This window comes from Acinetobacter sp. RW6 (assembly GCF_041956835.1).
GTDB classification, from domain to species: Bacteria; Pseudomonadota; Gammaproteobacteria; order Pseudomonadales; family Moraxellaceae; genus Acinetobacter; species Acinetobacter calcoaceticus.
Window position 1 is genome coordinate 2,916,898 of sequence record NZ_CP167121.1, and the last position, 12,298, is coordinate 2,929,195.

A 12,298-nucleotide genomic window follows, 5' to 3' on the forward strand; every position below is an offset into this window, starting at 1 on the left:
AAATAGAATCTTAAATATTAGGGCAAGATGCACTGCATAAATAACTAAATGGAGATCTTTTTCAACATCTCAAGTTATTTATATAGGAAGCTCCTTATGGACGCTTACTTAACACCTGATCAACCAAACCATATTCTTTAGCAGACTGTGCTGTCATAAAGTTATCACGGTCAGTATCACGAGCAACAGTTTCGTAGTCTTGACCACTGTGCTCTGCCATTAAGCGGTTTAAACGTTCTTTAATAAATAGAATTTCACGCGCATGAATTTCAATATCCGATGCTTGACCGCGGAAACCACCTAATGGTTGATGGATCATGACACGGGCATTTTCTAGACAATAGCGTTTGCCTTTAGCACCAGCATTTAACAAGAATGCACCCATTGAAGCAGCTTGACCCATACAATATGTCACGACATCAGGTTTAATAAACTGCATCGTGTCATAAATAGCCATGCCCGCTGTCACTGAACCACCTGGAGAGTTGATATAAAGGTGGATATCTTTATCAGGGTTTTCAGCTTCTAAAAACAACATTTGGGCAACAATCAGATTTGCCATGTTGTCTTCAACTTCACCTGTTAAGAAAATGACGCGCTCACGTAAAAGTCGTGAATAAATATCAAAAGAACGTTCGCCGCGAGAAGATTGTTCAACCACAACAGGAACTAAAGCATTTTCAATTGTTGGAACATACATACGTTATTTATTCCTAAATTTTTTGTGACTTAACCTATGGCAACAATATGCGGGATAATTTCTCAAATTGCAAAAGGTTCGCACTGAAATATTATATTATTTATACCTAAGTACTTAATGTCGCACTCAAATTAACCACATACTGAAAAACAAAAAAGGCGCATAAAGCGCCTTTTTCTGACTTCTTAAAAGATTAGCCCATACGGCGAGCTTGTTGTTCTTTTAACAAATCATCGTAAGATACAGCTTTGTCAGTCACTTTAGCAGCAGCTAAGATGTGATCAACAACTTGATCTTCTAATACAACTGCTTCGATTTGAGCACGTTGTTGAGCATCATTTTTGAAGTATTCAATCACTTCAGTTGGATCTTCGTAAGAAGAAGCCATGTCGTCAATGTAAGCATCAACGCGAGTTTGATCAACTTCAAGTTTAGCATCAGCTAAAACTTTGCTTACCAATACACCAAGCTTAACAGAACGCTCTGCTTGCTCTTTGAACAATTCGTCAGGAAGCATGCTCTTGTCAAAAGATTGCGCGCCGGCACCACCGAACTGTTGAGTGAACTGTTGAACCATTTGTTGACGTTGACGGTCAATTTCTTGAGCAACCATTGCAGTTGGAACTTCAACTTCGTTCGCAGCAACAAGTGCATCAAAAGCAGCTTGTTTAACTTGGTTACGTAAACCATTGCGAACTTCACGTTCCATATTCTTGCGAACGTCAGCTTTTAACTTCTCAACGCCTTCTTCTTCAGTTACACCAAAGATTTTCAAGAATTCAGCATCAATTTCTGGAAGTTTTGATTTTTCAACTTGCTTCACAGTGATTTTGAACTGAGCTGCTTTACCAGCCAAGTTTTCAGCTTGGTAGTCTTCAGGGAAAGTAATGTCGATTACTTTCTCTTCGCCAGCTTTCATACCAATGATGCCGTCTTCGAAGCCAGGAATCATACGACCTGAACCTAACACAAGTTTAAAGTCTTCAGCAGAACCGCCTTCAAACTTCTCACCATCGATAGTGCCTTCAAAATCAAAAGTCACTTGCATGTCTTTTTTCGCCATGCCCTTGGTAACAGCCCAAGTTTGACGTTGTTTTTGCAAGTTTTCGATCATAGCGTCAACGTCAGCATCTTTAATTTCAGCTGTTTTACGTTCAACTTCTAAACCGTCAAATGCTTGTACTGTAACTTCTGGATAAACTTCTACAGTCGCTTCAAAAACTAAAGCATCTTCTTTATGTTCAACTTTATCAATGTTCGGCATTCCTACCGCATTGATTTTTTCTTGTTGAATTGCTTCAAAAACGCTATCACGAATGATGTCATTTACAACTTCTTGATAAATGCCCGCACCGTATTCGCGACGAACAACGTTTTCAGGTACTTTACCTGGACGGAAGCCGTTGATCTTCACAGTTTTGGCAGTGCGCTTCAAACGAGCTTCAAATTGCTCGTTAATACGGCTCGTCGGTACAGAAACATTTAAACGACGGGCAACGCCCGAAACCGCTTCAGTCGTTACTTGCATGGCTTCCTCGATAAAAATTAGTGAGTAGGAACAGTTTTTTTAAAAGTGCTGTATTATATGACAACTTTCAAGATATACAAAATTAACCGACCACTTCATTTAAATGAAGGTCGTAATTCTCGTAAATTTCACAGTAATTTTATGATTCTTTAAATATTTTTCATAAAGCCTTAAGTAAAACTAATTTTTTAGTTATTCTTCATAAATCTAAAATTACAATCAAAATCAAATTTTAATCGATTTTACAAACAATTACTAAGAATCAGTAGATTAGCTACATAAAAGTACAATTCTGCATTCAGTCATTCACTTTATCTTCACAATTCAATTGGCAAATCCAATTAACACAAACTGTACATATAAATAAGAATTATTATTATTCGCATAACCTTTTAGTTTTAGAGTCCTGAAGTCATGTCTTTGATTAGAACACGTAAAAAAATTGTTTCTTCTGCGATAGCTTCTTCGCTATCAATGATTGCAACAACAGCCATGGCACAAGAAGCAATTTCACAATTACCAACGATTCATACTCAAGCGACTCAAGAAGAATCTTTAAAAGTAGACCAGTCTGCAAACTCTAAACTCGTGGCTCCCCTCAAAGACACACCAAAATCGGTCTCTATTCTTTCTCAAAAATTAATTAAAGATACAAACTCTAATACTCTACTCGAAGCTTTACGCTATGAACCAGGCATTACTTTAGGTGCTGGTGAAGGTGGTACACCATTTACAGATATGCCTTACATTCGTGGCTATAGCGCCCAATCTTCTGTATATGTTGATGGTGTTCGTAATTCTACTTCTCAAAACCGCGATATGTTTGCCATTGAACAAGTTGAAGTCATTAAAGGCTCTTCTTCTGCCCTTGGCGGTGGCGGCGGTGTAGGTGGAAGTATTAACTTAATCCCTAAAGTGGCTCATGAGGGTGACGTTTACCAAGGTAGTGTTCAAGGTGGTACTGACAACTATCGTCATATTCAACTCGATGCCAACAAAGACTTTGGCAACGGAATTGCTGGTCGTGTTGTTGTTATGGGCCATGAAAATGAAAAAGCTGGTGCTAACAATGGTGCTGAATATGCCCGTGCTGGTATTGCCTCAAGTCTTGCATTTGGCCTAGATACAGCTACTCGCGGAACACTTAGCTACTATTATTTACGCAGTAATGATGAACCGGATGCAGGTATTCCTTTTCTTCCTGTTGGTGGAAAGCCAATTGATGTAAAACAAGGGACGTACTATGGCTGGAAAGAACGTGATTTTGATAAACGTGAAAACCACATTGGTACATTTAAATTAGAGCAAGATCTTGCTGATGATTTAACTTTGTCAAATACGATGTCGTATACAAAATCTAAATCAGACTATATCTATACAAATGCAGATGACTCAAAAGGTAATGTAACGAAAAATGGAACCATTGTTCGTCGTGCTTTAAGTCGTATAGTGGATACTGATGCATATAGTGATCAGCTTGCATTAAAAGGAAAATTCAATACTGGCGCACTTAAACACTCTTTTAATACAGGTGCTGAGTGGAGCTATCAAGAATCAAGCCAAGGTGTTTACACTTTTACAGATGGTTCTGGTACAACGTCAACTGTACACAATACAAGTTGCCCTGCGAGCAGTGCTCTTTCAAATGGTTGGTGTACATCAGTAAATAACCCAATGAATGGTGCATTCACAGATAGTTTGGGTAGCATCACAAATCAGTATACAACTCGCAGCCGTACCGTTTCTTTATATGCATTAGATAGCATCGAATTTAATCCCCAATGGCTTTTAAATTTAGGCGTACGTTGGGATAAATTCGAAACTGAGCGTAAATATAATAAAAATATTTATAAAACAGTAGGTGGAGCTAACGGTAATTACTCAAATGACGTAAGCATTGCAGCTGGTCAGAAATTTGAAAACGACAGTGATTATTTCTCTTATCAAGCTGGTCTAGTCTATAAACCAACTGAAAATGGCAGCATTTATGCAAGCTTTGCAACTTCTGCTAACCCTGTTGGTGTAGACCAAGGTGACGGCGCAGATGCACTATCTACATCTTCTCAGCAGGCAAATGATTTAGACCCAGAAAAAGCACGTACCTTCGAAATAGGGACAAAATGGGACCTATTTAATAACCGAGCAAACTTAACTGCTGCAATCTTCCGTACAGAGAAACAAAACACTCGTATTGCCATAGATGCCAACACAAGTACTAATGCTGGTGAAAGTAAAGTTGATGGCTTCGAGGTTGGATTTAACGGTAAAGTAACTGACAAATGGGAAGTTTCAGCTGGCTATAGCTATTTAGACAGCGAACTCACAAAAGCGGCTTACAACGCAGTTGCTCAAGAAGGTAAACCATTACCGTTTGTAGCTAAAAATAGTGCTACTTTATGGTCTACTTATCGAGTACTGCCTAAGCTAACTTTAGGTGCAGGTGCAGAGTATCGTGACAAAGTGTTTACTAATACAAACACGGGGACAACGATGCTTGAAGACAAGTATTTACCAACTTATACCATTTACAACGCGATGGCTAAATACGACGTCAACAAAAACGTAAACTTACAGCTTAATATTAACAATATTTCTGATAAGCGCTATTTCACAAGTGCTCACCCAGCTCACTACGCGTTTGAAGGTGTTGGCCGTAATGCAGTGTTAGCAATTAACTTTAAGTACTAAGTTTAAATTCCATAATTTATTTATGGAATTAATTAAAGTTCATATAAGATAGCCTCATCACGAGGCTATTTTTTATAAATGAAATATCTATTTAAAGGTGTTTGCTGTGATTCATCATATCCCTAATGTTTTAAGCAAAGAGCAAGTTGCCGAGTTTCGTAAACTCATGAAAGAAGCGCATTGGGTGGGAGGGAAAGTTACTGCTGGCACTCTATCGGCTTCAGTTAAAAGAAATCAGCAACTCTCTGAACAAGATCCACTTACACATCATTTAAGTGATATTGTGATTAAAGCAATTTGGCAAAATCCTGTGTTTCAGGCCGCAGCCCTACCTCACAAAATTATTCCACCACTTTTTAATCGTTATGATGAACATGAAAGCTTTGGTTTCCATGTAGATAACTCAATTCGCCTTATCCGTGGCACTTCTGAGCAGCTCCGTACCGATTTATCTTGTACATTATTTTTAAGTGAACCTGATGAATATGAAGGTGGTGATCTGGTTATTGAAGATACTTATGGTTATCACGAAGTCAAATTACCAGCAGGCGATGTAGTACTCTATCCTTCTACTAGCTTACATGAGGTAAGTAGTATTACATCAGGTACTCGATTTGCTTCTTTTTTCTGGGTTCAAAGTCTGGTACGCGATGATAGTAAACGCCATCTTTTATTTAACCTAGATGAAAGTATTCGAGCACTGCGTAAGACACACGGTGATAGCTATTCTGAAGTTATGAAACTCACCAACATTTACCACAACTTAATTCGCATGTGGTCAGAACTGTAACTACATTTATTTTTGCCTTATTGAGATCATGCAATATTTTTTTCCTCAATAAGGTGAAATATCGAAAAATATTTCCTACAAATTAGAAAGTAGCGCAAAATTAGAAAATTATTTTCTAATTTCCGAGATTAAAATTATTATAAGAATTTTGCACAACGTGTAATCATTGTTTAGATGTGATATATCTAAATGATAAACATATTAGCAAACCACCAAACTTATTATTTCACGGTCTAGAGATGAAAACGAATTACTTGTTTGCCCAGCCTACTCAAGCAAGACATCATCTGCAACTCCTGATGCTGCGCCAAGCGCGCGTATAAATATTTTTTCTGCTTTTTAAAGCAGCACTTCGAAGTTACCTTTAATTTTTCTCAATTAGATACCATATATAACCGTAGAGACGTTGCCTTTTAAATATATCCAGAGCAACCGCGCTACGAGACAAGGAGTTTTCTCATGATGTTGGCTGACCCAAGCAAAAAATACCGCCGTATGTACCAACGAGTGGATTTACCAGATCGCCAATGGCCAAATAACGAAATTACAAAAGCGCCAATCTGGATGAGCACCGATTTACGTGACGGTAACCAAGCAATTTTTGAACCAATGGACATGGAACAAAAATTCAAAATGTTCAAAATGCTTGTAAAAATTGGTTTTAAGCATATTGAAATCGGCTTCCCTTCTGCATCTCAAATCGACTTCGATTTTACCCGTATGTTGATCGAAGAAAATCATATTCCTGATGACGTATACATTGAAGTTTTGGTTCAGGCACGTGATCATTTAATTGAACGTACTTTTGAGTCTTTAGCAGGTGCTAAACGTGCGATTGTGCATATTTATAACTCTAATTCTCCAACCTTCCGTCAAAAAGTATTAAATGTAGATGTTAACGGCGCAAAACAATTAGCAATTAATGCGGCTCAAAAAGTTAAAGAATATGCGGCGCAGTATCCTCAAACTGACTGGATTTTCCAGTACAGTCCAGAGTGTTTCTCTGCAACAGAATTAGAAGTCGCTAAAGATGTCTGTGATGCCGTCACAGAAATTTGGGATGCACGTCCTGACCATAAAGTTATTTTAAACTTACCTGCGACTGTAGAAGTGTCTACACCAAATGTTTATGCAGACCAAATTGAATGGATGCATCGTAATTTGGCACGTCGTGATGGCGTGATCATTTCTGTTCACTGTCACAATGACCGTGGCTGTGGTATTGCTGCATCAGAACTTGCAATTATGGCAGGTGCTGACCGTGTTGAAGGTTGTGTGTTTGGTAATGGCGAACGTACAGGTAACGTTGACGTTGCAGCGATTGCATTGAACATGTACACCCAAGGTGTAGCGCCAGAGTTAGATTTCTCTAACATTAATGAAGTGATTGCAACGGTTGAAGAATGTACTGGTTTACCTGTACACCCTCGTCACCCATATGCAGGCGACTTGGTATTTACTGCATTCTCTGGTTCACATCAGGATGCAATCAAAAAAGGCTTTGAGTACCAGAAAAACGAAGAAATCTGGGATATGCCTTACTTGCCAATCGACCCGAAAGACTTGGGCCGCGACTACGATGCAGTTATTCGTGTAAACAGTCAGTCTGGTAAAGGCGGTATCGCTTACTTATTAGAAGCGAACTACAACGTTGTGTTACCTCGTCGTTTGCAAATCGAGTTCAGTCAGGTTGTTCAACAATATGCTGATGATAACGGTACAGAAATTAATGCAAAAGAAATCTGGACCTTATTTAAAGACACGTATGTTGATGTGAAAAACCACCATTACACAGTCAAAAACTACAGATTATCTGACATTAATGGTACTCAAATCATCGAACTTGATGTTGATGTCGAAGGTGAAACACAACAACTTCGCGGTGAAGGTAATGGACCAATCTCTGCATTCTTAAATGCGCTTCAATTACCAATTGACGTATTGAACTATGAAGAACGCAGTATTAGTTCAGGTGCAAATGCGAAAGCGTTAACCTTGATTGAACTTCAAGTCAAAGGTACAGGCAGAGGTTCATTTGGTGCCGGTGTTCATGACAATACAGTCACCTCATCAATTGAAGCAATTATTGCATGTACTAACCGTTTGATTGATCAAGGTGTTTTAAGTACAGATCAGGTTGTTGCCGCTGCTGTTTAATTAAAAAAAAGACTTTGGAAAGGATACCTAGCTTGGTATCCTTTCTTTTTATTCCTGAAAGATTTAAAAGGCGAAATGTTCCCGTGTCTTTTCCAGCTGATTCAGTGGGGTTAGTCACTCCGCAAAAGTTCCAATTTGAAGAACCATTACATCTTGAATGTGACCGTGTTTTGCCACGTTTTGAATTAATGGTCGAAACTTACGGCACTTTAAATGCAGATAAATCAAATGCTATTTTAATCTGTCATGCTCTTTCCGGACATCATCATGCAGCGGGTTATCACCACGAAGATGATAAAAAAGCTGGTTGGTGGGATAGCTGTATTGGCCCGGGTAAAGCAATCGACACGAATAAGTTTTTTGTAGTTTCGCTAAATAATATTGGTGGGTGTAATGGCTCAACTGGCCCAACTTCCCCAAATCCTGAAAATGATAATCGCCCTTATGGACCAGATTTTCCATTAGTAACGGTACGTGACTGGGTAAAAACTCAGGCCATGCTTTCTGACCGGTTGGGAGTAAATATTTGGTATGCCGTTATTGGTGGCTCTTTAGGGGGCATGCAGGCACTACAATGGTCGGTAGACTACCCAGACCGCTTACAAAAATGTGTCATCATTGCCAGTGCGCCAAAGCTTTCAGCACAAAATATTGCCTTTAATGAGGTTGCACGCCAGTCTATCTTGTCTGATCCAGACTTCCATCATGGTCGTTATTTGGAAAATGATAGCTACCCGAAACGCGGCCTGATTTTGGCTCGAATGGTAGGTCATATTACCTATCTCTCTGAAGAAGCCATGAAACAAAAATTTGGCCGTGATTTAAAATCTGGCAAATTTATGTATGGTTTTGATGTCGAGTTTCAGGTCGAAAGTTATCTTCGTTACCAAGGCGAGCAATTTAGCCGTAACTTTGATGCCAATACTTATCTGATCATGACCAAAGCATTGGATTATTTTGATCCATCACGTGAATACAACCACTCGCTAACAGACGCGATGAGTAAAACAAAATGTCAGTTCCTGATTGTTTCTTTTACAACAGACTGGCGTTTTACACCAAGTCGCTCTCAAGAGATTGTTGATGCACTCATTACCAATCATAAGCCAGTAAGTTACCTCGATATTGATGCCGAACAAGGACATGACTCGTTCTTATTCCCGATTCCATTGTATGTAAAAACAATGCGCGCTTTCTTAGGCGGTGAAGAACACTTAAAATCGACGTCACTGGAGGCAAGCTAATGCGTATTGATCAACAACTGGCAGAAAAGTGGATTAAACCAGGCTCAAGCGTACTCGATTTGGGGTGTGGTGATGGTGAATTACTCGCTCATATGAGCCAAAAGCATCAAATTCGTGCTTATGGCTTAGAAATTGATCAAGAAAAGATTGCAATTGCCGTCAGTCGCGGGTTAAATATTATTCAACAAGATTTGAATCTCGGTTTGAGCCGTTTTGCTGACCAGTCTTTTGACTATGTGGTTATGGCACAGGCTTTGCAAGCTGTAGATGCACCGGATGTTTTATTAAGAGACATGGTGCGTGTGGGTAAACAGGCAATTATTACTTTTCCAAACTTTGCGCATTGGAAGACTCGTTCTTTTCTTGCATTAAAAGGTATGATGCCTGTATCGGATGCTCTACCATATATGTGGTATAACACCCCCAATATTCATTTATGTACATTTAAAGATTTCGAAGCACTATGTGTGGAAAATCAGATACAAATTATTAATCGACTCGCCGTCAATGGAAATCAGCAGGGAAGCCTGTTAAGCAAACATGTTCCTAATTTGTTTGGTGAAGTCGCTATTTATCGAGTGAGTGCACTATGAAAAAGACATTATTTAGCACACTATTTGCAGGACTGCTAAGTATGCAGGCTCATGCAGATTATATCGCCCAGCCACAATCGGTTGCGAGTCAGGCTGCACGCTTTTCAACAATGGGGGTTAATGACCTTCAGAAAGCTGCAAAAGCTGGTCAAGCAGGCGCGCAATTTTACCTTGGTACACATTACCAATATGGTAAAGATGTAGAAAAAGATGAAAAGCAAGCTTTCACATGGTTTAAAGCAGCAGCTGATCAAGGTTTATCGCCAGCACAATTAAACGTAGGCCGTATGTATGCCGACGGTATTGGTGTTAGAAAAGATGAGTCAATGGCTCGTAAATACTTCGAGAAAGCGGCAAGCAATGGTGATAACCGTGCAAGCTATAACCTCGCGATGATGGAAGAGCAAAAGAAAAACTACGTAGGTGCTTACCAGTGGTATGAGCTTTCAACTCGTGATGGCATGCTCGACAATAAAGTAATTAGCCTATCAGAAGGTAAGAAAACTGCTCTTGCGGCTAACTTGACTCAAGAACAAATCCGTACAGCACGTGACCGTGCAGATAAATGGATTCAAGCACAATAATAACGGTTCATCCGTAAAAAACCTTACTCGACTAAAACCACCTTGTATGCCCTACAAGGTGGTTTTAGTTTAGATCATGCCATTTTATATTCTATTTGTTTCCCTCTATATCCCCTCTTAAAAAACACGTAACATAACTCACGTTCGATATTAGCTATAAAGTTTGGTTTTATTATGTCTACCCCACATTGGTTTGATCAGGGCAGTTTAGTTCTTGCCAGCAATAACAAAGGTAAAGTCGCTGAGTTTGAAAAACTTTTTGAACAGCTTAAGTTACCTGTAGAAATTATTCCTCAAGGTCGCCTTAATATTTCTGATGCAATTGAAGATGGTTTAAGCTTTATTGAAAATGCCATTATTAAAGCTCGTCATGCCTCTCAAATTTCAGGTAAACCTGCTATGGCTGACGACTCAGGCATTTGCGTTCCTGTATTAGGTGGCGCACCCGGTATTTACTCAGCACGCTATGCTGGAGAACACGGTGATGACGCAGCAAATAATGCCAAGTTACTCAATGATCTTTTACCATTTCGTGAAAATGGTGAAGTGATTGAAGGTATGTTCGTGTGTGTACTTGCTTTAGTGACTCATGCAGAAGATCCTTTACCACAAATTTTCCAAGGCATTTGGCACGGCGAAATTTTAGAAGCTGCTCGTGGTGAAAACGGCTTTGGCTATGACCCACTGTTCTGGTTGCCTGAATTGCAAGTTTCTAGCGCTGAACTGTCTAAAGAAGACAAGAATAAGATTAGTCATCGTGGTCAAGCGATGCAGTTATTTAGAGAGAGTTTGCAGAAGTAAAACTTCATATAAGTTTTAGTTTAACGTTAAAGCCATTTGCTATCGCGCTAGGCGACATGGATGTCGCCACGTCATTTCCTTGCACAGATTCCCAAAGCAGTGCTTCGGAAATCGCTCAGGATGTGTCGTCAGTTCGACAAATGGTTTTGTTACTTTTGACGAAACAAAAGTAAATATTGTCTAGATACAGAAAATAAGTATATAACCACTATTCTAAGGCCATCTTATCTAATCCTCTTCCTTAGAAATAAAGATGTAAAAACACTGCATAAATCGCAATACACACACAACTCACAATCGTCCCTGAAGCAATATAAGCCGCAGATCTTCCTGTTCCTTGGTAATGGGTTTCTAGGGCTACAATGTTGGCAGCTGGTGGCAAACAGAACATTAAAAACATCACACCAATGTGCTGGCTCATATTAGGAATCGGTAGAAATCTATAAGTAAGTCCACAAAGAATAATCCCACATACCACCTTAAAAGCTTGAGCTTTTGTACTGTAAATTAAGTCTTTTACATGAACTCGGGTACGGCGCAGCCACATTCCCAACACACACATCCCAGCAAAAGTCATCACAAACTTGGCAACTTCATAGACCCAGTGTATGGCAGGATGTTCGAGATGCTGGGCACCTAAAAGCCTGAGCACAAGCGCAACGAATATTGAAATACATGGTGGAGAAGTTAAAACCTTTTTTAATATATTGAGCTTACTTTGTGGTGCAGTAGTGACTGCCGTAACAGCCCATGCATTTCCAAAAAGAGACATACCAATATATAGCGCAACAATTGGAGCCGTCGCAGCAGGGCCGAATAGAGCCATGGCAAAAGGAAAGCCGAGCCACCCCATGTTGGTATAACTTGCGCAAAGTGCTAATAATCTGTCTTTAAATAAAGCTAAATAAGCAAAGAAAATAAGAAATGCTGAACCAAAGCTAAAGAGCATTAAACTCAAACTACCCGGCTGATAAAATACCATGTTGTAAATAATAACAACTGGAATAAGTAAGCGGGCAAGCCAAGCGGAAAGAACAGGTTTTATCGTTTCTGAAAGAGAAGTCTGGGCAAGCAGAAGTCCAACAATAAAAGCAAATATTGGGAGTATTAATGCCACGTTTTCTCCTCTCACCCATCAAAACCAGCCTGTTATGCTACACCTTTTCAAAATGAAATGTACTCTCCTTTTCAAGTAATTTAAGCTTCTCTTTTT

Annotated in this window: 10 protein-coding genes; 7 read left to right on the forward strand and 3 right to left on the reverse strand. The window is 39.3% G+C overall.

The window, feature by feature from the left end; genetic code table 11:
- Positions 1-94: 94 nt before the first annotated feature.
- Both clpP and tig read right to left on the reverse strand, forming a co-directional pair.
- Positions 95-700: an ATP-dependent Clp endopeptidase proteolytic subunit ClpP gene (gene clpP, locus ACB088_RS13795; protein ID WP_003654845.1), complete on the reverse strand. Its 606-nt coding sequence runs from the start codon at positions 698-700 to the stop codon at positions 95-97.
- 193 nt (positions 701-893) lie between these two features.
- Positions 894-2,228 (reverse strand): trigger factor, encoded by a 1,335-nt coding sequence (gene tig, locus ACB088_RS13800; RefSeq protein WP_375037240.1) that lies wholly within the window; start codon positions 2,226-2,228, stop codon positions 894-896.
- A gap of 414 nt (positions 2,229-2,642) precedes the next feature.
- On the opposite strand from tig, the gene ACB088_RS13805 reads away from it, so the two are divergent.
- The 7 genes from ACB088_RS13805 (at position 2,643) to rdgB (ending at position 11,085) form a co-directional block, all read left to right on the forward strand.
- A complete protein-coding gene (locus ACB088_RS13805; RefSeq protein ID WP_199990049.1) occupies positions 2,643-4,916 on the forward strand; it encodes a TonB-dependent siderophore receptor in 2,274 nt (757 codons plus the stop codon).
- A gap of 106 nt (positions 4,917-5,022) precedes the next feature.
- On the forward strand, positions 5,023-5,706 hold the full coding sequence (locus ACB088_RS13810; protein ID WP_375037241.1) for a Fe2+-dependent dioxygenase: 684 nt from the start codon (positions 5,023-5,025) through the stop codon (positions 5,704-5,706).
- A gap of 459 nt (positions 5,707-6,165) precedes the next feature.
- Complete coding sequence (leuA, locus tag ACB088_RS13815) at positions 6,166-7,863, forward strand: 2-isopropylmalate synthase (protein WP_004641067.1); 1,698 nt, start codon at positions 6,166-6,168, stop codon at positions 7,861-7,863.
- A gap of 83 nt (positions 7,864-7,946) precedes the next feature.
- Positions 7,947-9,107 (forward strand): homoserine O-acetyltransferase, encoded by a 1,161-nt coding sequence (locus tag ACB088_RS13820; RefSeq protein ID WP_375037242.1) that lies wholly within the window; start codon positions 7,947-7,949, stop codon positions 9,105-9,107.
- Positions 9,107-9,700: a methionine biosynthesis protein MetW gene (metW, locus tag ACB088_RS13825; protein WP_009393021.1), complete on the forward strand. Its 594-nt coding sequence runs from the start codon at positions 9,107-9,109 to the stop codon at positions 9,698-9,700. The genes ACB088_RS13820 and metW overlap by 1 nt, the downstream gene beginning before the upstream one ends.
- Positions 9,697-10,284 (forward strand): tetratricopeptide repeat protein, encoded by a 588-nt coding sequence (locus ACB088_RS13830; protein ID WP_016801941.1) that lies wholly within the window; start codon positions 9,697-9,699, stop codon positions 10,282-10,284. The genes metW and ACB088_RS13830 overlap by 4 nt, the downstream gene beginning before the upstream one ends.
- Positions 10,285-10,458: 174 nt before the next feature.
- The gene (rdgB, locus tag ACB088_RS13835) at positions 10,459-11,085 is read left to right on the forward strand and encodes an RdgB/HAM1 family non-canonical purine NTP pyrophosphatase (protein ID WP_375037243.1); all 627 of its coding nucleotides are present in this window, start codon (positions 10,459-10,461) and stop codon (positions 11,083-11,085) included.
- A gap of 241 nt (positions 11,086-11,326) precedes the next feature.
- On the opposite strand, the gene ACB088_RS13840 is transcribed toward rdgB, so the two are convergent.
- Complete coding sequence (locus ACB088_RS13840; protein ID WP_375037244.1) at positions 11,327-12,202, reverse strand: AEC family transporter; 876 nt, start codon at positions 12,200-12,202, stop codon at positions 11,327-11,329.
- Positions 12,203-12,298: the final 96 nt, after the last annotated feature.